Origin of the sequence: Rothia sp. HMSC08A08, assembly GCF_001808385.1 — a bacterium.
GTDB lineage: Bacteria > Actinomycetota > Actinomycetes > Actinomycetales > Micrococcaceae > Rothia > Rothia dentocariosa.
This window is the reverse complement of the sequence record NZ_KV793056.1, coordinates 149738-174699: the sequence shown is the minus strand read 5'-3', so window position 1 is coordinate 174699 and position 24962 is coordinate 149738. Positions and strand designations below refer to the sequence as shown.

At 53.1% G+C, this 24962-nt stretch carries 17 protein-coding genes and 1 tRNA gene; 16 read left to right on the top strand and 2 right to left on the bottom strand.

Going from position 1 to position 24962, the window contains the following annotated elements; all coding sequences use genetic code 11:
* Positions 1–173: 173 nt before the first annotated feature.
* From HMPREF3164_RS01345 to HMPREF3164_RS01265, 16 genes are all read left to right on the top strand, one after another.
* A tRNA-Val gene (locus HMPREF3164_RS01345) sits at positions 174–245 on the top strand.
* A gap of 82 nt (positions 246–327) precedes the next feature.
* A complete protein-coding gene (locus tag HMPREF3164_RS01340) occupies positions 328–1212 on the top strand; it encodes a hypothetical protein (RefSeq protein ID WP_004004933.1) in 885 nt (294 codons plus the stop codon).
* A 147-nt stretch (positions 1213–1359) separates the two neighbouring features.
* Positions 1360–1932 carry a peptide deformylase gene (gene def, locus HMPREF3164_RS01335; RefSeq protein ID WP_070448528.1) on the top strand — a complete coding sequence of 191 codons (573 nt, stop codon included), beginning with the start codon at positions 1360–1362 and terminating at the stop codon, positions 1930–1932.
* 35 nt (positions 1933–1967) lie between these two features.
* Positions 1968–2909 (top strand): methionyl-tRNA formyltransferase, encoded by a 942-nt coding sequence (gene fmt / locus HMPREF3164_RS01330; RefSeq protein ID WP_070448527.1) that lies wholly within the window; start codon positions 1968–1970, stop codon positions 2907–2909.
* A complete protein-coding gene (locus HMPREF3164_RS01325) occupies positions 2906–4648 on the top strand; it encodes an RsmB/NOP family class I SAM-dependent RNA methyltransferase (RefSeq protein ID WP_070448526.1) in 1743 nt (580 codons plus the stop codon). The genes fmt and HMPREF3164_RS01325 overlap by 4 nt, the downstream gene beginning before the upstream one ends.
* 81 nt (positions 4649–4729) lie before the next feature.
* Positions 4730–5449: a ribulose-phosphate 3-epimerase gene (gene rpe, locus HMPREF3164_RS01320; RefSeq protein ID WP_070448525.1), complete on the top strand. Its 720-nt coding sequence runs from the start codon at positions 4730–4732 to the stop codon at positions 5447–5449.
* Between the two features lie 241 nt (positions 5450–5690).
* Entirely contained in the window at positions 5691–6764 is a 1074-nt protein-coding gene (locus tag HMPREF3164_RS01315) for an ABC transporter substrate-binding protein (RefSeq protein WP_013399279.1), read from the top strand.
* A gap of 171 nt (positions 6765–6935) precedes the next feature.
* The gene (locus HMPREF3164_RS01310) at positions 6936–9356 is read left to right on the top strand and encodes a hypothetical protein (RefSeq protein ID WP_070448524.1); all 2421 of its coding nucleotides are present in this window, start codon (positions 6936–6938) and stop codon (positions 9354–9356) included.
* A 120-nt stretch (positions 9357–9476) separates the two neighbouring features.
* Positions 9477–10415, top strand: coding sequence for a hypothetical protein (locus HMPREF3164_RS01305; protein WP_070448523.1), 939 nt, complete (start codon positions 9477–9479; stop codon positions 10413–10415).
* A 203-nt stretch (positions 10416–10618) separates the two neighbouring features.
* On the top strand, positions 10619–11680 hold the full coding sequence (locus HMPREF3164_RS01295) for a FecCD family ABC transporter permease (protein WP_246822547.1): 1062 nt from the start codon (positions 10619–10621) through the stop codon (positions 11678–11680).
* Positions 11680–12795, top strand: a complete 1116-nt coding sequence (locus HMPREF3164_RS01290; RefSeq protein ID WP_070448520.1) for a FecCD family ABC transporter permease — start codon at positions 11680–11682, stop codon at positions 12793–12795. The genes HMPREF3164_RS01295 and HMPREF3164_RS01290 overlap by 1 nt, the downstream gene beginning before the upstream one ends.
* Complete coding sequence (locus HMPREF3164_RS01285) at positions 12795–13646, top strand: ABC transporter ATP-binding protein (protein WP_004004923.1); 852 nt, start codon at positions 12795–12797, stop codon at positions 13644–13646. The genes HMPREF3164_RS01290 and HMPREF3164_RS01285 overlap by 1 nt, the downstream gene beginning before the upstream one ends.
* 10 nt (positions 13647–13656) lie before the next feature.
* A complete protein-coding gene (locus tag HMPREF3164_RS01280) occupies positions 13657–14961 on the top strand; it encodes an enterochelin esterase domain-containing protein (RefSeq protein ID WP_070448519.1) in 1305 nt (434 codons plus the stop codon).
* Positions 14962–14988: 27 nt separating this feature from the next.
* Positions 14989–16704 (top strand): (2,3-dihydroxybenzoyl)adenylate synthase, encoded by a 1716-nt coding sequence (locus tag HMPREF3164_RS01275; protein WP_070448518.1) that lies wholly within the window; start codon positions 14989–14991, stop codon positions 16702–16704.
* 276 nt (positions 16705–16980) lie between these two features.
* Positions 16981–17208 carry a phosphopantetheine-binding protein gene (locus HMPREF3164_RS01270; protein WP_239662009.1) on the top strand — a complete coding sequence of 76 codons (228 nt, stop codon included), beginning with the start codon at positions 16981–16983 and terminating at the stop codon, positions 17206–17208.
* Between the two features lie 80 nt (positions 17209–17288).
* Entirely contained in the window at positions 17289–21521 is a 4233-nt protein-coding gene (locus HMPREF3164_RS01265) for a non-ribosomal peptide synthetase (protein WP_070448517.1), read from the top strand.
* A gap of 88 nt (positions 21522–21609) precedes the next feature.
* On the opposite strand, the gene HMPREF3164_RS01260 is transcribed toward HMPREF3164_RS01265, so the two are convergent.
* The gene (locus tag HMPREF3164_RS01260; RefSeq protein ID WP_246822546.1) at positions 21610–23229 is read right to left on the bottom strand and encodes an McrC family protein; all 1620 of its coding nucleotides are present in this window, start codon (positions 23227–23229) and stop codon (positions 21610–21612) included.
* Complete coding sequence (locus HMPREF3164_RS01255; RefSeq protein ID WP_048752357.1) at positions 23222–24925, bottom strand: McrB family protein; 1704 nt, start codon at positions 24923–24925, stop codon at positions 23222–23224. The genes HMPREF3164_RS01260 and HMPREF3164_RS01255 overlap by 8 nt, the downstream gene beginning before the upstream one ends.
* Between the last annotated feature and the right edge of the window lie 37 nt (positions 24926–24962).

Sequence of the window (24962 nt, the reverse complement as noted above, 5' to 3'; positions counted from 1 at the left end):
ACCGGTTCAAATCCGGTTGGGGTCACACTAGGAATAATCCTCAGATCACGGAGATCTGGGGATTTTTTGTTGCTTTTATATAGGACGCCAAATGCCCTTCTGACGCCTCAAATAAGGGCAACAACCCATATTTGACGCGCTATCTCCCCACTCGGTATAGTGTTTACCTGTAGGCGTGATTGGCGCAGTGGTAGCGCGCTTCGTTCACACCGAAGAGGTCACTGGTTCGAACCCAGTATCACGCACGCGCCACCCCCGTTTGTACATCCACAACGGGGGTTTTTGTATACAGCCCCAATCGCTATCCGCAGATCAAGAAGGTACTCGGTGACAGCACCAGAACTAGCAAATCCAACCGATTACGGCCGCATGTACTCCCGTAAACGCGGCGGAGAGCTGCTAGTTCCTTCCATCACGACCGTTATCGGTCAGCACGCTACCGATATGAGCGGATGGCACGGTTATATGGCTGCAAAAGCTGCTCTCGAAGACCAGAGAGCTTATCGTGCTGCCGGATCCTCGGGGCTCAAGTACGCTATTATTCGTGATGCGGCGGCCGCATCCGAACGGTACCGAGATGCTGCAGCCGAGCGCGGTGACAGGGTACATAATTACGCCGAGAATATTGCGTTACGCGCCATGGGAGCGGAACACAACGTCGAAGAATGTCGAGAACAGCTTATCCGCAACGGCGAACAAGCCTATGCGGATAGGTTCGATGAATGGTGGGACGCTTTTCGCCCTCAACCACTCGCCGCAGAAATTACTATCTGGAATAAGTCCGTAGGTTACGCCGGAACGCTGGACCTTGTCGCTCAGATCGCCGGACGAACCTGCATTATTGACTATAAAACTAAAGGCACCGACCGGCGAGGGCGTGTTAAACCCCTTGACGATAAGGTGGTTATGCAACTGGTTGCCGGGCTCAAAGCCGAAGAATCGCTGGTAGACCCCGTCGCGGGAACCTGGGAGCCCTGGAAATACGGTGATGCCCCCATCCTGATGGGCGTGGCACTGGGCGAAACGCAGGTGGTGCCGCATCAGGCAAATCCAAAGATTCTTGAACAGAACTGGTATAAATTCTGTGCATTGCGGAGGGTCTGGGAATATAACCGTACAGTTCACGAATTCCCGGACGACGCTCTCATGCCGGTAGTTCCGCCTCCCGTGGCAGGTCAACCGTCTTCGGGAGATCACACACAGGTAGCCTAATAAACCCGGTAGAAGAACAACAAAATAATCACGAGTGTTCTATTTGGACGAATACCTCAGCCGGTACAATAGAATGCTGGTATTTGACAGCCCTTCACCCTATTTGGAGTATATCTGCGTACCATAACAAGCGCATCAGGGAGACATATGACAATTCTGAGTATCCGTACCGTAGGCGACCCCGTTCTTCGCAGCGAATGTGAACCTATCACCGTTTTTGATCGGGAGCTTGCCAAACTGATCGACGATATGCTTGACACCATGTACGACGTTGAAGGAGTCGGGCTGGCTGGGCCTCAGATTGGTATCTCCAAACAAATTTTTACCTTTGGCGGTATTGACGACCGCGAAGGATATATTGTCAACCCCGTACTTGAGACCGGAACGGAGCCTCAAGAGGGAGGGGAAGGATGCCTGTCGGTACCCGGTATGAAATCGGATACTCCGCGCATGAACTGGGCCCGGGTGAGAGGCGTAGACAAGATGGGAAAGCCCCTGGTGCTTGAAGGGGAAGGACTATTCGCGCGTATGCTCCAACACGAAACCGATCATCTTCACGGCAAACTCTTTATTGACCGCCTTATCGGCGAAGATCGTAAACGGGTTATGCGCGCCCTCCGAGCCGCAGACTACAACAAGGTGACAGCACAGACCTCTGCCGAACGAGCAATGCGGGTTGGCGGCAGCTTCGGCGCCTCCCTAGGCAACTTCAGCGCATAGATATACCGTACTCCACCAGGTTTAAGGACTCGCCCATGACCCTCAAAATTCTTTACGCGGGAACCCCCGAGATCGCTGTGCACCCTCTCGATACGCTTGTCCAGTCCCCGCGGGTTCAGGTGGTTGGAGTGCTCACGCGTGAGGACGCGCCGGTAGGTCGAAAGCGCATCCTGACCCCCTCGCCCGTAGCACAACGCGCTGAAGAGCTCGGGCTGCCTATTGTTAAAGCGAACCGGTGGTCGCCAGAAACTCAACAGCAGATAGCCCCGCTGGGAGCCGAAGCTGCTGCTGTGGTCGCATATGGCGCAATTCTGCCCCAGCAAGCACTAGATATGCTTCCCTACGGCTGGGTTAATCTGCACTTTTCGAAGCTGCCTGCGTGGCGAGGTGCCGCACCTGTACAGCGTGCCCTCATGGCGGGAGAAAGCGAGATTTTCTCGAACACCTTCCTTCTAGAAGCCGGGTTGGATACTGGCGCGGTTTTCGAAGAAGAATCCACGCTGGTGACGGAAGATGATACTGCTGGGAGCATTCTTACACGTCTAGCGCAAAGCGGGGGAGAACTGTTGGCGAATACCTTTGTACGGCTTGAGGCAGGCGAGCACGGAACCGCGCAGCGCGAGGACGATTCCGTCAGTTACGCGGCAAAGGTGACCAACGCCGATGCGCGCATAGATTTCACCCAAAGCGCCCACAAAATTCTTGCTCAAGTTCGCGCAGTAACCCCGGAACCCGGCGCCTGGTGTGAATTTTCGGGGAACCGACTCAAGATCGGCGGTGTGCGTCTGAGCGATCAGGCCGGTACTCTGGCTCCTGGACAGCTTGAACTTCGTGGTAAAAAACTCTATGTGGGTACGGCGGATAGCGCTTTAGAACTGGTACGTGTACAACCTGCCGGTAAAAAAATGATGGACGCGCTCGCCTGGGCACGCGGTCTCGGTAGCAACCTCGCCGAAGGAAAGGTAGTGCTCTCATGACGGAGCGACGTTATAACGACAAAAATGGCTCACGGAATCCGCGAAATCGCGGGGCATCATCGAAACGATTTGATGGTAAGACCAGCGAACAACGCCGAAACGAACGCGCCCAGCGTTCCTACGATGGCATGAAACGTGGCGGAGGCGGTGCTTCCAAACGTAATAAGAGCGGACATGAGCGCAACCGTAAGCAGCTCTCATCCCGTGAGTTCTCTGCAACCGCACCCTCGCAGCGTTCCCGCTCGGCGGATCCCGCGCGCCTCGTCGCATTTGAGGTTCTCAGCGCGGTAGCGCAAAACGACTCTTACGCAAATCTCGTGTTGCCCAGCACGATTCGTGCCCACCATCTTGACCATCGGGACGCGGCTTTTGCCACCGAACTCACCTACGGAACCCTGCGCAGCCAGGGTACCTACGACGCCATTTTGGCGCATTGTGCGGATCGTCCGTTAGAGAAAATCGGTACAACCACGTTGATTGTACTGCGTATGGGCGTTCACCAGCTCTTGAGTATGCGCGTGCCCGCCCATGCAGCTCTTAACCAAAGCGTCGCATTAGCCCGTGCTCAGATCGGCGGTGGTCCCGCTAACTTTGTGAATGCGGTGCTGCGTCGCGTCAGCGAGCGTAGCCGTGATGACTGGTACGCCCGTCTGGAGACTGATGCCAAGGACGACACCGAAAAACTTGCGCTCGCAAAATCGCATCCAACCTGGATTGTGCGTTCCATGCGCCAAGCGCTTGCAGCTCATGGCAGGTCTCCGGCCGAAATCCAGGATCTTCTTGAGGCCGATAACCAGGCACCTGTGGTAAACCTTATAGCACTTCCCGGAATAGGCGACCTGCAGGAAGCCTTCGAGAAAGGCGCGGTAGAGGGCGAACTGGTGGAGGACTCCGCTTTATATTCTGCTGGCGATTTAGGCAGGTTGAAAAGTGTTCGTGAGGGTACTGTGCGCGCACAGGATGTAGGTTCGCAGCTGGTTACTCGCGCGCTTGCTGCAGCTCCTCTTGAAGGGCAAGACTCTGCGTGGCTTGATTTGTGTGCCGGTCCGGGCGGTAAGGCTGCACTGTTGGCGGCTTTGGGCGCGCAGCGTGGTGCTCGGGTGGTGGCGAATGAGTCGGCAGCGCATCGTGCAAAACTGGTTTCACAATCTTTACGTCCGCTTTCTCCCGACGAGTACGTTGTTCTTACCGGGGACGGGCGTGAGATATCCCAAACGCTTGCACAAAATGCTGAGCGGTTACCCGCGGGCATCGAGCCGGAACAGAAATTTGACCGTGTGTTGGTTGATGTTCCCTGCTCGGGGCTAGGCGCCCTTCGCAGGCGTCCGGAGGCACGCTGGCGTAAATCCCCGCGTGATATTGCCGATTTGCTGCCTCTGCAGCGTCAGCTTCTGGAAGCTGCGTGTGAAGTTACGCGACCTGGCGGTGTGATCGCTTATGTAACCTGCTCACCGCATGCTGCTGAGACTCAAAATATTGTTGCGGAGATACTGGAGACTGGAAAAGTGCGTCTGCTGGATACACAGTCGATACTTCAACGCGTTGCCTTGCCGAGCGATGAAGGACGAAGCGCTCTTGCGGGCGATAAGGCTCCCGGGTATCGTCCACAGGTGCGCCTTAAAAAATCCTCCTCGGTTCGTCAGGAAGATATTCTTGATGAAGCATCAACGACTGCACAGCTGTGGCCGCATATTCATGGTACTGATGCTATGTTCCTCGCACTTTTCCGTAAGAATTAGAATCGCGCAATGCAACCGTATTTTTAGTGCGGCGATTATTGTTATCCGAATATCCGTATGTCATGTTGAGGAGGTTTTCTCATGTCTGTTGCTATTAATCCGTCTATACTCTCTGCCGACTTTGCAAATTTACAGCACGAGTTAGAACGCATTTCGACTGCGGATGCGGCACATATTGACGTGATGGATAACCATTTTGTACCGAATCTGACGTGGGGACCTCCGGTTGTTAAGCGTCTGCGCGAAGTTTCGCCCGTACCTTTTGACGTGCACTTGATGATTGATGATCCCGATCGTTGGGCTCCCCAGTATGCCGACGTAGGCAGCGAATCGGTAACCTTCCACGCGGAGGCGGCTACCGCACCTATTAAACTGGCACGTACTCTGCGAGAATCCGGGGCAAAAGCTGGGTTGGCATTACGCCCGGCAACTGCCGTAGAACCATACCTCGATCTACTCACAGAAATAGATATGCTCCTGATTATGACGGTGGAACCAGGCTTCGGCGGGCAGAAATTCCTTGATGTCACTTTGCCTAAAATCCGTCGCGCCGCATCGGCGCTTGAAGGGTCCGGTATCCCGGTGCGACTTCAGGTTGATGGCGGGATTACGGGGGAAACGATTGTGCGAGCTGCGGAAGCCGGAGCGGACTGTTTCGTTGCAGGCAGCTCGGTGTATGGGGCAGAAGATCCGCAGACCGCGATTGCTGCTTTGCGTTCTCTAGGAGAGAGTGTACGAAAGAAGTGGAGGTCACATCCTCACACCGGGATAAATCTCTCTGATGGATGCAGTTGTTCTTAAAAATTTGAGTGCATTGTGCGCGTATTGTGACGCTGTAAACGGTTAAAGCGTGAAATATTTTTGATGACATAACGTCTTTATAGCTTTATGTAATGACTATAAAAAACCTGTATTTCCAATGAAAAAACCACATATCGGTAAAAAGATTGACGATTCTTAACGTTAACCATGAGAGTTTTTCCTTGAAGTAGGGCATATATGACGGTAAGGTTAGGTAGAGTTTATTTGTCTTAGGAGAAATATGTCTTTTGAACACCCAGCGTCACTAGCTCAATTCATGGTAAATCGCCGTAACTTTCTAGGTATGGCGCTTGCCTCGGGCACTGCATTTACACTTGCAGCATGCAGTCAGGAATCTACGACTTCTGACTCTTCGGAATCTCCCGAAAGTGAGACTCGCGTTGTTAAAAATGTAGATGAGGAAGAAATTACGGTACCTACTAAACCGCAGCGCGTTGTAGTTCTCTCAGAACCTACTTTGGATGCGGTGCTCGCACTTGGCGTTAAGCCTGTAGGCGCTATTTCTGGTCGCGGTCAGCAGACTGTGCCTAACTACCTCAAAGATAAGGTAGGAGACGACGTTACACTTGTCGGTTCTGTATCTGAGGTTAACTACGATAAGGTTGCCTCCCTCACGCCCGACCTTATTCTGGCTGACTCCACAGGCGTGGATAAACGTTCAGAGGCATACAAGACTCTGCAGGATATTGCTCCCGTGGTGTACACCGGATACGCCGGCGGCGATTGGACTATCAACTTTGAGCGGGTAGCGGATGCTCTTAACCTGGTAGACCAGGGTAAGAAGGTTGAGGAAGACTACGAAAAACTTACTGAGCAGCTCAAGAAGGAGCTAGAACCTCTGTACGGTGATAAGACCTTCTCCATCGTGCGTTGGGCAGGTAACGGCCCCGCACTGATCTTGAAGGAACTCCCTGCCGGTCAGGTGCTTTCAGATTTGGGGCTGCAGCGTCCCCCGGCACAGGATCGTGAAGGGCAGGGTCACTCAGAGCCGGTCTCTTTGGAGAACCTCTCGGATATTGACGCCGACTACATGTTTATCGGTACTTTGGGTGGCGCAAGCCAGAAGAACCCGAATGTTCAAGGTGATGCTAGCGCCAATGGTGCATCAGAAGTTTTGAAGAAGGCAGAGGCCACATCTGGCTTCACAAATTTGAAAGCCTACCAGAACGAACATATTATTACGGTTGAGGGTTCTAAATGGACCTCAACCGGTGGTCCCCTGTTGATGAACGGTATTGTTGCGGATGTTCGCAGCAAACTACTCGAAAATCAAAACAATAATCAGGGACAGTAGGATTAGATTTTAGACGCGGCACCTCGCTTGAGGAGGTGCCGCATCTAGGCTCTTGAATACTCAACGACGAATACGCTGAAGATACACAAAATGCTTTTGAAAGACAGCAACATGCCCCTGGGGCTGTCTTAAAAGAGCTTGAAAACCTTATACACGAAACGGAACATAACGATGACACAGCACGCACATCATGCCGCCCGCTACAGTGCCGTGGTAGCGCTTGCGGGTGCTTTGCTTGCACCCGGCGTAACAACTCCCGCAACTGCTCTTGAAGATCCGGGTCACACTCCGGATGCTACCCCCGCCCAGGCCGGTAATAATGTGCAGGCACAGGATCCTGCTGTGAAGGTTCCGGGTGAAGGCAACGAAAGAATGCCTCAAGGTAAGGTAGAACAACCCGCCGCGAGAGCAAACGATACTGCGACCGTTGCAGGCTCCACGGTTATTAAGAACGGTCAGGGCCTTGAGGTTAGTGGCTCGGGGTGGGGGGCCAACGCCGTTATCGCTGTGAAATATGATGGCGGTAAGGTTAAACCCACAAGTCCAGTGCTACATGACGGTAAGGATCTATCAGCAAAGGGCGTTGCAGCAGTTATTCGCGCAGACGAGAACGGTAACTTTACCACAACCATCCCGTTCCCTACTGAAGCTAACTGGACCGTCGGTTCAGAACACGAGATTAACTTCCTGAGCGGAAGTCTGCAGAAGGGCGATCAAAAGCACTCAGCAACTCACACGGTAACCGTGGGTGAAGAAGCTCCGGCCGCCGAAACTCCGAAGGTAGAAGAGACTCCAAAGGTGGAGAGTCCTGAGCAGCCTCAGGTAAAAGAAACCCCCAAGAACGAGGTTCCTGTAGAAGCTCCAAAGGCTGAAGAAACGCCTGCACAGCAGCCTCAGACTGATGAGGCAGCTAAGAATGAGACTCCTGCTGATACTCCGAAGGCAGAAGAGACCCCTAAAGCTGAGGAAACTCCGGTACAGCCCAAAGTTGACGACGCTGCTAAGAACGAAGCAGAGCAGCAGCCTGAGGCAGAAGAGAAACCAGCTCCTCAACCCGCAGAAAATAATCCTGCTCCTGCCGCTTTTGAGAACTCGCAGACTGTTGAGTCCGACGGCGTTACTGTGACCGGTGTGAAATACGCGAAAAACGGTCAGGAAATCGAGGTTAGCGGTACCGGCTGGAAGAATGCCGACGGTACCGGTTCTGTGATCGCCGTGAAGTACGACGGCGGTGAAGTCAAGTCTACGAATCCCGTAACGTATGACGGTAAGGATTTAGCGGGACGCGGTGTTGTAGCCGTTGTTACGGCTAATCCTGATGGTACGTTCACCGCAAAGCTGCCGTTCCCGAACGCTGAGAATTCAACCGGGTTTGAGAAGTGGACGGATGGTTCACAGCACAAGATTAACTTTCTGAGCGGCAGTTTGCAAAAGGGCGACGTTGCGAAGCGTTCGGTAACTCTCAACGTGACTGTAGGCGATGCTCCTGCCACTGCCGAGGATCCAAAGGATAACGGTCAGCAGCCAGGTAACCCTTCAGCTAATGACACCAAGAAACTAGAGCCTCAGCCTACCGAACCTCCTGTACAGGATCATCCGAAAGACGGTAACACCGATGTTCAGCCTAGCCCAGCAGATAATCAGGGCGGTACTGCGAACCAGGGTGTACAAAATAACGCACCTGCACCTACTGCACCTGCCCCTGTCGTTGAGACTCAGACTGCGTCCGACGGTGATGCTACCGTAACCGGTCCTAAGACTGTGGCCCACGGTCAGGGAATCGTCGTTAACGGTTCTGGATGGAGCCCCTATAGCGTTATCGCCGTTAAATACGATGGCGGTGACATTAAACTTGACCACGCCGTGAACTATAACGGTAAAGACTATGCGTCTCGTGGTGTTGTGGCCATTATTCAGGCTGATGCTGATGGCAAGTTTACCTATACTTTGCCGTTCCCAAATAGCGATAAATGGGGCGTGGGCACCGTTCACGATATCACGTTCCTGACCGGTAGTTTACAGAAGAGCGACGAGCAGCATTCGGTGACGTTGTCCGTTACGATTGCTGGCGCTGACGGCTCCACGTTAGCCCCTGTAAGTAGTAATCATGCCTCTAACAATGGTTCAATCGCAGGCGGCTATGATGCCGGGTTGGGTAACAACGGATCAGGATATGGCTCTGTGGCACCTATTCCCACCCAGAGCTCCGGAATCAACTATGCAGCCCGTCAAGGCAGCATTACGAAGCAGGCTTCTCTTGGGGCTGCTGCTGAACTGGAAAACGATACGCTCATCAACCGTGTGCAGGCACGCGCTAAAGCTGCCGCAAAGAACGGTAGTAACAGCGGTGCCCACGCCAAGAGCGCACCCAAGAAAACTCACACTGCCAAGGCCGCGCCCGGTAAAAACGGTACCCAGGGCAATGCAACTACCGCGGCAACACAGTCCGACAGCGATAGCGCCCCCAATATCATTGGCGCTGAGCTTAGCGGCTTCTCGCGCTGGTTCGCGAACAATGCAAATAACGTGTTGCTCTCTATAGCGGGTCTGATAATCTTGGTGCTTGCACTAACCTTCCGTAAGAGGGCTTAATCACCTCTCACACCTGAGGAAATATACACAATAATCTCAAACATCAGGGTTCCCTCCCACACCGTCGGTGGGGGAGGGAACCGGTATAAACTACCACTAGTCGCACAGAAGAGGAAACTCATGCGAACCACAAAGACAGTATCAAAGGCGCTCACTGCCTGCGCGGCAATATCCCTTAGTCTTGGCCTGGGGATGGGAGCTGCGAATGCGATCCCGCCCGGAGGAGCATCAGAGAATACCCCAGGAACCAGCTCAACTGTAAGTCCTCATGTGACTCCCGGAGGCGTAGTTAACTTCACTTTGACAGGTTTCCCTGAAAACACGCAGGTTACCGTCAAACTAGATGATGACGGCGTCGTGCATAGGCAAACAACGGATAGCAAGGGGAACCTAAACGGTTCATTTGTGCTCTCTAACGCAGGCTCCGGTGATCATACGCTTCGCTTCCTTGCAACGGGAGGAGGCGGAGGTAAAGACGCCAACGGTCGTAATAAAGGTAACACGGGAGGGCGGTATACCAATAAGAGCCCTGTATTTACCGTTGGAGAACCCGATAACGGGGGCGGCAATAATGGCGGCTCGTCAAATAACGGAGGATCCTCTAAGGGCGGCTCCGATTCTTCGTCCAACAATAACGCCGGATCTGACGGTTCGGGTAATAATGGTTCCGAAGATAACGGCGGTAACTCGGCACAGAACGGTGGTTCATCTGAGCAAGAGACCGTCTATCTTGATGCTGATGGCAACCCTATCTCTAAAGAAGAGTATGATCGTTTGAACGCTGAGGCTGACGAGGGCGGGAATAAAGATTCCTCCGATCAGAAAAACGACCAGAACGCTAACAAGAGCGAACAGAAGAAGACCGCCAGCGCCTCTGCATCCAGCAGTGCGAAGAGCAGCGCGTCGGCCTCTAGCTCCGCAAAGACACAGGCAGATAGCCATAAAACCAGCAACACAACGGTAACGTATGGGCAGGAATTCCCATGGCTGGGCGTATCTGTGCTTGGCGTTGCTATTATCGGTGCTATTGCTGTACTGATTATTCGGAAGCGTCCATAGACAATGGTGATAAGCGCGCGCCGCAGGGGAGATAACGCTCCTTTGTGGCGCGCGTTTGGCACTCTTGCTCAGGAGAAGAACCAAAGGTACCCTAACGCCATAGGGATCAAGACACGGTATCGAGATAAGGCGGTCTTAGCTATCTTTACGGTAGCGTTGTTGGTAGCACTGTATCTTAGACCACATATAATAAAGGAGTCTCGTTGAGCGTAATCTTGGAACGCACAGGAGCCTCACGAACCATGAAAAGTGGGCGCAACGAAAAAAACGGCCGACGAATAACCTGGCTTATTATTTTTGCGGTTCTGCTCGGCGTGAGTATTCTTGCCTCGCTAACTATTGGGCTAAAATCACTCTCCCCCGAAACCATCGTAGAAACCTTAGCGGGGCAATCAACCCCCGAAAGTCATGCCATTATCTTTGAGCAGCGCATTCCGCGGACACTCATCGGGATAGCCTGCGGGGCGGCCCTCGCAGTTGCCGGATCACTCATGCAGTCACTCACCCGTAACCCACTCGCCGAACCTGGTCTGATGGGTGTCAACGCCGGTGCCGCCGTTGCAGTCATCCTCACTGTTGTACTTTTCGGTGTTCTCGGTATTTGGCAGTATATGATTGCCGCCGCTGTTGGGGGCGCTATAGCCGCCACTGTCGTTTATACCCTCGGGCGTGGTCGAGACGGCTCAATTGTTAAATTAGCTCTCGCCGGTGTGGCCATCTCTGCCGCTCTTGCCGCTGTAGCACAGGGACTTATGCTCTCGAACCAAGATGCTTTTGACGAATTTCGTGTGTGGGTTACCGGGTCTTTAGAAGGGCGCGATATATCAGTTGCACAGGCCGTTGCCCCCGTGATCCTCGTGGGTCTCCTTTTAGCATTTTTTGTAGCACCCTCGATCAACGCGCTAAGTATGGGTGAAGAAGCCGCTATCTCCTTGGGCGCACGAGTGTATCAAACTCAAAACCTCACACTTCTTGCCGTAACGCTTCTTGCAGGTGCAGCAACCGCTGCCATCGGACCAATCTCCTTCGTCGGTTTGGCAGTTCCCTTTGTAGTGCGTGCCATAATGGGCAATGATGTGCGCTGGGTTAACTACGGCTCCGCGCTTCTAGGTCCTGTCTGGCTGCTCATGTCCGATGTCTTAGCCCGTGTTATTATGGCGACCCCGGAGCACCCGCAGGAAACTCAGGTAGGAATTATCGCTACCCTTGCAGGGGCACCCCTCTTCCTATTCCTGATGACTCGTCGTAAGGTGGAGGCTCTCTGATGACAGATACACAGACTAAGGCGACGAACCTCAAGACTCAGAAACAGGAATCTTCGCGCCCTCGAGGTGCACGGCGCGGTCATGATTTGGCTGGCAGGCTTGTTCTTAACTCACGCGGACTCATTCAGGCGCAGGTTCCCTGGCGGGTTTTGACGCTGTACATTGTGCTGATCGCTCTCATCGTGGCACTTAGCCTGTGGGGGCTGCAACAGGGCGATTACAAAGTGACGACGATGGACGTCATTAATGCCCTCGTTGGGCGGGGTAAACGCATCACAGTGGTCTTAGTACAGAAGCGTGAAGCGCGCATCGTGGCAGCTCTGCTTGTGGGCGCCGCTTTAGGGCTTTCAGGGGCGCTGTTCCAGGTAATCTCGGGTAACCCGCTGGGCTCACCGGATATTATCGGCTTTACGCACGGTGCTGCAACTGGTGCACTCCTGCAGATTATCGTCTTCGACTCTGGTCCAGTAGAAGTTGCTATCGGTGCCCTCATTGGCGGTATCGCAACATCCATTACGGTGTGGTTACTGACTCGACATACAGGTTTACGCGGATTCCGCCTAGTGCTTGTGGGTATTGGTGTAGGATCGACTCTTGCGGCGTTCAATTCGTTGTTGGTAGTTCGGGCATCACTGACTCAGGCGCAGACAGCGGCATCCTGGCTTGCCGGTTCTCTCGATGATATGTCGTGGCCGCGTACGATTACGCTGATGATTTTTCTGATTGTCACAGTTCCCGCGCTTCTCGCCCTAGTACGCCCTCTCGGGGCCATTCGGTTTGGCGATAGCGTGGCGTCAGGACTAGGCGTGAATGTCAACGCTTATCGGGTGTGTGCGCTCTTCCTCGGTGTGCTTCTCGTATCCCTAGCCACCGCGACTACCGGTCCCATAGCATTCGTGGCACTTGCTGCCCCGCATATCGTGAAAACCCTGGGGCGAAGCGGCGGAGTTACCCTTTTCGGTTCTGCCCTCATGGGTGCATTGATGGTGCTGGCCTCAGACCTTATTGGAAGGTTTGCAATTCCCGGCCGTACCCTACAGGTCGGTGTGGTCACCGGCGCCCTGGGCGGTTTATATCTGATTTACCTGATTTACCTTGAAAGGAAGAAGAGCTAGTGAAGGCTCGTGCAGAGATTAGCGAAAGCCGACTCGCAGGCGAAGACATGGTCGTAGCCTATGGCGACCACACAGTGCTCAGCGGTATAGACTTCAAGGTGCTTGAGGGTGAGCTTACCGTTATTTTGGGTCCTAACGCCTGCGGTAAATCTACCTTGCTCAAAGCTCTGGCGCGTGTGAATCCTCTCAAAGGCGGAAAGGTCTTTCTTGATGGTCTGCCGCTTTCAAAGATGAAATCCCGCTCCATCGCGCAGATTCTCGCCATGCTTCCTCAAACGCCGGAGGCACCCACCGGGTTGACCGTGGCGGATGTTGTGGCACGCGGCCGGTACCCGCATCAATCCCTTCTACGTTCCTGGTCTGAGAAAGATGAGGCTGCCTGCGTTGAGGCTATGGAAGCCGCGAACGTGTTGGAACTGTCCGAACGTCCTATTGAGGCGCTTTCCGGCGGTCAGCGTCAGCGCGTGTGGATTGCCATGACCCTTGCCCAGCAGACGCCTTTGATTCTGTTGGACGAGCCAACCACCTACCTGGATATTACCCACCAGATTGAGGTGCTAAACCTTACCAAGAAGCTCCACTCTGAGGGGCATACCGTTGCGGTTGTGCTGCACGATCTGAACCTGGCTTTCCGATACGCCACTCATGCGGTGCTCATGAAGGAAGGTAGGATTATCGCTCAGGGTGATCCTCAGGAAATTGTCACTGCCGAGCTAATTCAGGAAGTTTTCGACCTAGAATCTGTTATATGCGATGACCCCTGTACCGGAACACCACTGGTAGTTCCGGCAGCTCACCAAGAGATTACTATTGCCGCGGACGCAATTGCCGCCGCCCGCGAAGGTCACTAAGGAGCCTTTTATGGGTGATTTTGAGACCCTTCCACATAAAACCACACAGAATCTCAAGTCAAAGATCACGGCGCGTCCTATGCCGCCTAAAATCCCGCGCCCAACACCTGCCCCGCGCGTACCCAGCCCGCTTATGACGCGCATCGTAAACGAAGCCGTGGACGCGCAAGAACTTAACGCCCGCATCACAGAGATCGTAGCGGATGGGACTCCACTTATAGAGCAGGCTTACTATGACGACGGAACAGCGAATGAGAACGAACGCATTGTCACATTCCTGTATCGGCATGCCACGGCAGAGCAGGTTCTTATTTTTGTCAATCGACTGACAGATGAGAAAAACCTGCCGTTGTCTCTGATGGAACGTATTCCAGACACCGATTGGTGGGCGCTGAGCTTCCAGATGCGCACCGACTGGCGGGCTTCCTATAACTTTATTCCCACACTGCCAGGGGAACGCCCGATCTGGCTGGGGGAGGACGATCAGGTGACACTGCGCACCGCTCTCGATTCTGGTGAAGGCGACCCGCTTAACCCGAAGACCGTCTGCAACCGTATTGGCCGTTGTATGGGCGTGGTTGAGCTTGCCGATGCGCCGGTTCATGAGTTTCTGCTCACCCAACAGGAACTCGACAGCCTTCCTGAACCGCACTGGATGACTACTGCGGACGGGCATGAATATTTGTTGGGACGAGTAGGAAACCCAAGCCCCGATTCTCCGCTCTTTATCCTCTTCGACGGTGAAGTCTGGTACGGGCACGGTATGGAGCATATGCTCAACCGAGCCTGTGCTGCCGGGCGTATTCCGGATATGAATGTCTTCTTTCTGCACTCGGGCGGCCGAGAACGCCGCTGGCAAGAGCTCAATGGAGACAGTCCCATAGCCGACTATATTGTAGAAGAAGCGCTTCCTCATTTGAGGCGTCATCACGGGCTGCGGCCAGAGCCACAGGATATTATTATCAACGGACAATCCTTAGGCGGGCTGTCTTCTCTGCTGGCGGTTTTCTCACGCCCAGAATCCTTCGGAGCCGCAATTGCCCAGTCGTCTTCGCTGTGGCAGCCCCAGGTTTTCGACAAACTCTCACAGCTGCGTAAAGCCAATGAACTGCACCGTTTGTCCCACCTTCGCCTTGAGGTTGAGGTAGGCGAGCAGGAATGGATTCTGCTGCCGCCGCATCAGCGTTTTGTTCAGGAACTCGAATCTGTGGACACACACCTGAACTACACTGTATTCAATGGCGGCCACGACTACGCCTGCTGGCGTGGAGCTATCATACCCGCGCTGAATCGCATTCTTATGCCCAACCCCTAAAATCTTATAGCCGAGAAAGACATAAACATGACCGAACAGATTGTGGAACGCTCCGAACTGCTCGAAACCCCACTGATTCCTGAGGATTTCGCACGGCGTTACCGTGAAGAAGGGTACTGGATCGATCAGACCATACCCGAGTTTCTGCTTGATGCCTGCCGTGCTAAACCACATTTTCCGGCGTTAGTGGCACTTTCGCATGCACAGAGCGACGCAGAGGGCAAACCGCAGCAGATTCGACTGAGCTATGGAGAGCTGGAGGTGGCTGCTCGTGCCGCAGCACGTCGCCTAGAGAATGCCGGGGTGCAACCCGGCGATCGTGTGCTTTTACAGTTAGGAAATATCGCCGAATACCTGATATATCTTATGGGTATTTTTTGGGCAGGAGCCTTACCGGTCTTTTGTCTGCCACAGCACCGCACGAGTGAGCTTGTCCATTTTGCAACCCGCACTGATGCCGCTGCGCATATATTTTCCTCGAAAACTCCGGGAGCAGATTTTGCAGCGCTCGCAGACGATGTGGCACAGACGATGCGTGCTGATGGTCTAGAACCGCCTATTGCCCTTGATGCTGCGCTCCCGGTAACTCCGTTGAGCGAGACTGAGCTGGCTGAACCGTTCCATCCCGGTGTTGTGCAGAATACCCAAAATACTCTGGCAAGCGAGCAGATTGCATTTTTGCAGCTTTCCGGCGGTACAACCGGTATGTCAAAGCTAATTCCGCGCACGCACGCAGCCTACTTGTACTCGGTGCGTGGTTCCGCCGATATCTGCAAACTGAATAACAACACAACCATGTTGGTGGTGCTTCCTGCGGCACATAATTTCACGATGAGTTCGCCTGGAATCCTGGGCGTAATGTGTGTGCAAGGTAAGCTCGTATTTGCTGCTGATCCTAGCCCTCAGACGGCGCTTAATCTGATTCAGATGGAAGGCGTTACCTTCACCTCACTCGTACCGCCCTTGGCGCAGGCCTGGCTGGCGTCTGTAAAGAAACGTGACGTGCAGCTGCCTTCGCTCCGCGTGCTTCAGGTGGGCGGATCGAAACTTGCTCCGACGGTGGCGGGGGAGCTCGAAACAACCCTAGGTGTGAGCATCCAACAGGTCTTCGGCATGGCGGAAGGCTTGGTGAATTACACTCGTCTGCGTGATGAACCCTATATACGCATGAATACTCAGGGATACCCTATCAGCCCGGCTGATGAAATCCGCGTGGTGGATGAACGGGATAACCCGGTCAAGCCAGGGCAGAGCGGTCACCTCCTCACGCGCGGACCCTATACGATTCGCGGGTATTATCGCGAAGAAAACGCTAATCAGCTCAGCTTTACTGAAGACGGTTTTTACCGTACGGGCGATATCGTGCGTATAGTCGCGGGAAAGTATCTTGAAGTTACTGGACGCGCTAAAGATCAAATTAACCGTAACGGTGAGAAGATCTCGGTGGATGAAATTGAGGAGTTGGCGTTAGAGCATCCGGATATTTTGGATGCAGTAGCCCTTGGTCTGCCCGATGAAACTGTGGGTGAGCGCGTCTGCTTGATAGTCGTACTTCAGGCCGGGAAATCGCTCGGTGAGAATCCGCGCCGTACCATGTACGAGTATTTCACTGAAAAGAAGCTGGCTGATTTTAAGATCCCCGAACGTGTACAGGTATTGAGCTCTCTGCCAACCACAAACGTGGGTAAGATCTCACGCCGTGAACTTCGCATTAAACTAGTTGAGATGCTGGCTCAGGAGTAAGAGTAACTAAGGTAAGCGTTAGCGCGGGCTAAATAAGCGTGCGGATACCATAATACCGGGGTAAGAATCTTGAGGTTCTTACCCCGGAAGTTTAACTCAAAAGCAGGTGCTCTGTGAGGCGTGCGCAGAGAATAATAGTCACGTATAGGTGGTCAACACCCGCTATATGACGGTGATGTAAAGGTTTACATAGTTTTCATGTAGGGTAACCTCATCTACAATTTATGTGTATATAAATTTTGGCATACATAAGACATGATGCCAGAGAGGAACATAATGTCCGCAGAGACTACTCTTCGCCCCCTGCTTGCTCAGTACATCCACGAGGCGGATTCGCTGGATACCGCCTTTTCCGAGTCTACGACCGACCTTTTTTCTCTGGGGATGGACTCAATGGGCGCTTTTGCCCTGCTCGATGACCTCGCGGGCAAGGGGATTACTATCGAATTCACTGAACTGGTAGAAAACCCGACCGTCGAATTTTTGCTCACTCGCATCAGCTAACTTTGACGAGATCGGTACCTATATAAGGCCGATACTCACCCAACCAACACACGACACCGCCTGAAAGAATAGACCGGACTATGAGCATCACCGAGCATAGTGGGTCCAAGCATGACTGGATTCCCCTGACCAAAAGCGCTCAAGGTATTTATCTTGCCGCTATTATCGATCCCAAAAATCCCTGCTATAACACGGCAGAGATCATGGAATGCCCACCCGAGACGAATCTTGATTACCTGCGTGAGGCATTTATTCAGCTCTACCGTGAAAATGAAGGTTTCCGGGTGCAGACGCGCGTGCAGACTGGGCGTCCAGAGCAACGAGTCATGCCACTTGATGAGTTTCTGACTAATCTTGAGGTACTTCCGGTAATTTCCCTCCCGACTCAGGAAAAAACGGAAGAGCAGAATCCCGTTCCGGCAACGGTGCGTGATTGGGCATCCGAGCTGATCCGCGAACCGCTGATCACCGATGCGGGTGTTACGGTACGCTCCGCTGTCACATACTACGGGGGTAAACTCTGGGTTTACCACAGCTTTAGTCATGTGGTGGCAGACGGTTTTGCGGTGTTTAACGCTCTGTCTCGCGTAGCAGCTATCTATCGTGCTTTGAGCGCCGGAAAACCTCTGCCTACTGTTAAACGCGCCTCTCTAATGGAGCTTCTTCGGGCTGATCACGCTGCCGAACATGCCCGAGAAGAGGACCTGGCCTTGTGGACTTCTGAGCAAGTGGAAGTACTTAGCCAACCCGATACATCGCTGGCAGCACGAAGTGCATCACCGGCACCACAGGCCTTGCGTGAGGTACTGACCCTGCCTGATAAATTACAGCGAGATATGCTGGAAATTGGCAAAATGTACGGAACCTCCTGGCCCGTTACTGTAACCGGTGCCGTAGGGTCTTATCTGGCCCGTATTGGTGGGCATAGAAGCGCTGCTTTTGGTGTACCCCAGATGAACCGTATATTTGGGGCTCAGGTTCCCGCAGAAACCCGTGCTCTCGGCAAGACCAGCGCTCAGACTGGAACCACCGCCGTGAACGTGCTTCCTGTACAGGTTTCAGGTATGGGAAGTATTGCACAGACACTCGATAGCGTAAAGAACCAGTATGCACGAAACGCCTCACATCCGCTTGCTCGACAAGAAGACCTAGAACGTTTAGCGCAGTCCAATAACAGCCGCCTCTTTGGTTCCCAGATCAATGTTATACCGTTTGATGCCGCTTTACCGCTAGGTGCACCTACCGAAAACACGCCTGCTTCTGTGGGATATATTCATAACATATCTGCGGGACCAGTTGCGGATATGACCATTACCCTGCGAGGCATACCCGGGCGCGGTCACACAATTTCTGTAGAGTTCGATGCCAACCCGAACCTGTATACCCGCGAGCGCGTAGAATTTCACGCCCGGCACCTACAAAATTGGTTGGAATCTTGGGCTCAGGCTGCCCTTGAGGAGCGGTCGATGGATACCCTGACGACTGCGTTACCGCATGAGGTAGAGCTGCTGGAATCGTTTAACGCTACCGCGCATCCGATAGAGTATAAAACTTTGCTTCAGCGTTTTCAGGATGCGCTCACACGCTACCCGAACGAACCCGCACTCTACGCCTGCGCGCCGGACGAGGACGGTACGCTGTCCCCGCAATCTCCGCAGGCCTATGAGTTTTCGCAGGTACTCACGTATCACGAGCTGGATGCGCGAGCCCGCGCCCTAGCAAAGGCGATGCTGGAAGCTGGCGTGTGCCCTGGAACTGCTGTAGGCCTACGTTTTCATCGAGGACTTGAACAATATATCGCCTTATATGCGGCGCTCTATGCAGGGTTTGTCTATGTGCCGATTTTGCCGGATCTGCCGGCCGAACGTGTGAGCTCCATGATGGAAGATGCGCAGTGTTCGGCGCTTGTGTATGGTTCCGGGCTGAGTCCTATTGCAGGGGCCGAGTTAAAACCGGCGAATACGCAGATTTTGTGCGGGCTGCAGCAATTTGAATTTACCGCTCTAACAGCCCCTGTGGGAAAACCTCTAAACCTTACACATGTGCCCGAGGCAAAAACATTCCCGGGTATCGGCACAGCACTGGATGATACCGCGTATATCTTGTTTACCTCGGGTTCGACAGGGCGACCCAAAGGTGTTGCGATTAGTCATCGTTCCATTGATAACCGGTTACGCTGGCAACAGTCACAGATTCCGGTCGGCGCATCCACACAAGACCGTGCGGGGGACCGCATCTTACATAAAACGCCTGTCTCGTTTGATGTTCATGTGTGGGAGCTTTATTGGCCGCTTCAGGAAGGGGCAGCCGTCGTTATTGCCGCTCCTGATGGGCACCGGGATCCGGCCTACCTGGCGCGTGTTATCGCCGAACAGAACGTTACCTGTCTGCATTTCGTACCCACGATGCTTACCGCCTTCTTGGAGGCCCCTTCCGCAAAACGTACCTTAGCCGAAGCAGGTTTTGGATCGGGGGAGCAGCAACGCCATGTGCGCTATCTTATCTGCTCGGGCGAGGCACTTCAGAAGGATCAGATTCTCAGCGCGCATAATATTATGGGTGTTTACCCTTTAAATCTTTATGGGCCTACGGAAGCCGCCGTCGATGTTACCTTCTGGGATAGCTCCCAAAACCCAGAGTGCAGTACTGTTCCTATCGGCCAGCCCGTTTGGAACACCCAAACTCGTATTCTCGACCAGGCTTTACAGCCGATACCGCCCGGATTCGTAGGGGAACTCTACCTATCGGGTGTACAGCTTGCTGTGGGGTACCAGAACAATCCCGAGGCAACTGCACAAGCCTTTATCCTGGACAACGCTACGGGGGAGCGGCTTTACCGTACTGGCGATCTTGCCGAGTGGAACCTCACCGCCACAAACCAAAAACCCGGCACCTTGGCCAAAAACCTTCGCGGAGTCATCCTCTACCGTGGTCGTGCCGATCACCAAGTAAAACTACATGGGCAACGTCTAGAGCTTGGCGACATCGAAACTACGCTCTCCCACGTTGAGGGAGTCCATAGCGCCGTCGTTTTGCTCTACACGAAGATGTCCGAACCTGCTCTCGCGGCGTTCCTAGAGATAGGTGACGTTTCTGAAACAGAACGCAACCGTATCGTTGCTCAAGCTCGCCAACATTGTGAGAACACCTTGCCGGACTATATGGTACCGCGCCTATGGCACACCAAGGCTCAGTTCCCGGTTAGCCCCTCAGGCAAGACAGATCGCAAAAACCTGGCACAGATCGAGTTTACCTTTGATACCAACACCGCAGACGGCCCCCATGGACTTTTGGAACAGCAAATTAGCGAGATTATCGCGGGTGTGCTGGGACGCTCACAATTCGGCGTAACCGAAGACTTCTTCGCAGCAGGTGGTAACTCCCTCGCGGCACTTTCCGTCATTGCCAAGATTGAAGAAAACCTTGGAAAGATGCTCAGTATTGGTGCCCTCTTCGCTAATCCCACGGTCAAGGGGCAGGCTGCGGTCTTGAACGAGGATTCTACTGATGTCGAGTTTGCCCCGGTTCTGCCTCTGCGTGAGGCGGACTCGGTGGACTCCGCAACATCGAAGAATACCGTACCGCTCTTTATCCTGCCGCCCGCAGGCGGTCTGGGATGGTGCTATGCCGCCTATCTGCCCTACATACCCGGGCATCCGTCGGTTTACGCACTGCAACATGAGGCATTCACGAACCCAAATGCTGGCTACGCCCAGAGCCTTCGTGAACTCGCCGAGGGGTATCTTGCGCGTATTCGTGAGACCCTTGAGGAACGTCAGCTTCCATCACAATTTTCCCTGATGGGCTGGTCCGTTGGCGGTACTGCCGCCGTCGAGGTAGCCGCGCTTGCCGAGACTGCCGGTTACGATGTACAACAGGTTACGCTTCTGGATGCATACCCCGTCGAACAGTGGCAGGGGATTCCTGAACCGGACGAGCAAGAGAGCTTTCGTGCCCTCTTACGTATGGGCGGTCTTCCCGAAGTATCGGCGCAGACCGTTCTTGACTTGCCACAGACGCTCGAACGACTGCGAGATGCCGGGTCGGCTATGGGATATCTGTCTGAAGATAAGTTAGGGGTGTGTCTGGAGTCAATGCGCGCCTCTGCCGCCCTTATGCGCGGCTCGAAACACCTTAACTTTGGCGGAAAAGTCGTATTGATTGGAGTGAACCATGACGATCAACCCTATCTGGATGCGCACGGCTGGGAGCCTCATGTGGGCTCGTTCCGTACCGTCACGTTGAAGAACGGTACCCATCCCGATCTGGTGAACCCGGAGCGCATTCCTGAAATTATTGCAGAAGCCTTCTAACCTGCGCCCCAGTGGTATAGGACAAAACAGAGGCAGCAAAGCGTGCGAATAAGAATTCGGGGTAAGACACACATGCCCCTGGTGCACTCTATGAAGGCTCAGCAGGAACCTTCCTAAGCACCTTCGCCAAATGCGAGGCATCAGCAGTAGTGCGTCCATCCTCGGGTTGAGGGAAACGTACCCCGCAGGTCGTCACATGATGTTCCGAAGACATAGGCGCCTGAGGATACGCCCCGGGCTCGCCTACCGTCAGGATCCTGCCTAGAGTTCCAGGACCGTGAGCTACTGGATATGCTGTATAACCATCCGCGCCTGTGCGGTACGCGACCGCCAGCATCCGGTACCGTTCATGCTCGGGAAGCTGCATTAAATCTTCACAATACGTGGTGTACCTGCCATCAAGGGTTGCTACCAGAATGCCTCGGGAATACAGCATCATATCTGGTTTCGCAAAGGCCACACCCTGCTGGCGACCCTCAGCATTGCGGTGATAAAGCATACCAACGGGGCTTTCCACACGCACTTCTAAACCGGTATCCGTGAGGGCCCGCACCAACATTTTTCGCCATAATGACGAAGTATCAAATTTGATATTTGCCAGCACACCCGCCTCATACGGGCTATCGCTCAAACCAAAACCATATTGTTGCGACAAAATAGATTGCGCATAGTGGTAAGCGCGCAAAGTTTGTGCCGACAATCGCATAGCAAAAGCAGGGGAGAGCGTTTCGGTCAGCAGACTACGAATATTCTGCGTGCTCACATCACGCAACACAGACTCGTACCCTAAAGCATCGTCGACGACCTCATTATTGGCGGCATGAGTTGCCACCTGCTGTAATCCGGCGCGGATCATTTGCCATAAATGCGTATCCGTCGTCAGAGAATCGAACTCGCAAACAACCCCAATACGTCGGTTAATCCGTCGGTTTACAAGCTCGCGTGGAAGCATACGACCACGCACAAAAAGTAATTCATCCACCTCAGGCTCAAAAACCGGACGACGATGCGCCAAAGCCTGCCCGCTTGAATCAACAAAAACGCGGTACATAGCCTCTTTGAGCGAAGGAATATGCGGAAAAAGTTCGGAACCCTGCGGGGTAATGTCACGATGTCCCTGAATAATTGCCTGTTCCTCATGATGCTCTGCCAGCATACGCCATAACAAAGAAACCTTCTGCCAGCCAGTACCTTGACCACCTGCCGAAAAGTCCATATTCTCACGGGCCGTAGCCGGCCCTAAAACCCGTCCACAAACCGTAGCAGCCACTGCATAGACAGGCTTTTCAGGGTACTCCAGCGCTGTCCACAGTGGATCTGAGGCACCGCCCTCATTATCATCATCATGCGGTGGCAGGGCAGAGCCCGAAACCGTCTCTAAATACCCAGCCCAAGGCTTCGGAAGCACCAGAATCTCAGTCTCATAGACATAGAGAGATAACGTACCGTCATCGCTATGCTCGTAAAGCGAAGACTCAGGATCCTGCACAGAGGCGAACTGTCCGCCTGCCTCAGGGGCGATTTTCACATTAAAAGGCGCAATAACCTCCGGCTGCTCAGCCGATACCCATTGTGTGCACCAGAGCTTGGGCAGCACATGGATAACCAGAGTATGCACGACACCCGGCTGAGGATGCGTGTGTTTTAGGATCGTAACGCCGACACCGTTACCGCGCGCGCTCGCTTGAAAGTAGCGAACTTCACTCACCACTCGTTACTTCCAACCAGGGAATTTGACCTGCGGGCTTAGGAGCAGAAGGCAGACCGGGACCGCTCCATGAACCAACCACGCGTGGGCGGCTGCCGAGTCGCTGGCCCACCATCTTGACGGATAGCCCATTGATAGAACCGATCTTTTCGAGAATGCCGGAACTGATATTGAAAGTCGCTGCAATTTCCGCAAGCTGGGTTAACAAAGCCCGTGCAATGTCTTCGGGGGTGGAATTTCGAGAGAAGAAATAGGAATGTCCTAGACGTGCATCCGGGCCAACCTCGGATTCAAGAATGGCGTTAATATCCGCATACCGTTCTATAACGATGTCTAATTCTTCAGAAATAGCACCTCGTTCAGCTTCAAGCTCTGTACGCAAATCTGTTTCATTGTGAGGATTCATTTCCATCCAGATAAAGCGACGGCGCAAAGCCAAATCAATGGTACCCACAGAGCGGTCGGTAGAATTCATAGTTCCCAGAATGTGCAGGTTATCTGGAACTACTAAACGGTTATATATTTTACCCTGATAATAAAGCGGAGTTTGCAAAGTCGCATAGGTGAAACCCTGGGGAATATCCGCATCAGCCGCAAATACTGAACCGTAAAGTTTTTCACGATGATCCTGAAGTTTTTTTACGGAAACACGCTTTGACGTTTCAATAACGAGCATAAGGTCGCCGAAAACACGAGAGGTATTGGCACGGTTAATCTCGTCAATGAAAAGCAGATGTGGTGTCGTGGGGTTCTCAACAGCTTTTCGGCAGGCTTGAAGAAATACACCTTCGTGCGACACAAATTCAGGCTCATCTTCTTGGCGTGAAAAGTTTGGACGCAGCCCGCTCACGAACTCTTCGTAACTCGTAGACGGGTGGAAGACTACCGTTGTAATGTTGGCCTTGCCGTACCCAGTATCCTCACGTGAGAGAGTATTGATCTGGTAAGATTTTCCGCAGCCCGCGACTCCCTCAAGAACAACACATTTATTTTTAAAAAGAGATTTTGCAACAGGTCCGGTGGGATAAAACCTGCCACTTTCTTCTTCAACAGCATTGAGGGTATTCTCAAAATCTTTAGGCGTGGGTTTTTTTCGTTGAGTAGGCGGTTTTTCGATTAAAGGTTTAATATGCTGCGAAATGAGATCCTGAAGTTGTACAGGAACTCGGGAATATGGCATTCCGGCAGAATTTCCAAAATAGATGCAAATACGAATATCGCGGTATATGGAAAACTTTTTTACGGTATCTTGTGAACGTTTATGGGCTTCCTGTACTGCGGTATTAAAAAGAGGAATGCACTCCACAAGCTGGAGTGCAGAAATATTAGGGTTTTGATTCTCGGCAGCTTTAATTTGACGATCGATAATACGGTTCATGCCACCCGGAAGTAGGTTGTCATGGCCGTCAAGGATCATGCGCAGAGTTTCCCGAAAACCTTGCCAAATATTCTCGTAGAAAGCATGTTCTGTTTGAACGATAGTGTCATTGTATTTAAAGGAGTAATATACCTGCACGCTACCATTAAAAGGTTTACTCGGTAGTATTTGAGTATTCTTTTGTTGTGCGGATTTAATTTTCTCGACAAAAGTATAAAAAGATACAAATTCGGAATCGTGGATACTTTCTCCAAAAGCCCACGACGATGTAATCTCCGCGTCTATACTTTTAAAGTTTGCCTGGAGGTTGTTAGACACTGAAGTCCCTTGGTGATTGTGGTGATTCTGACCTTCC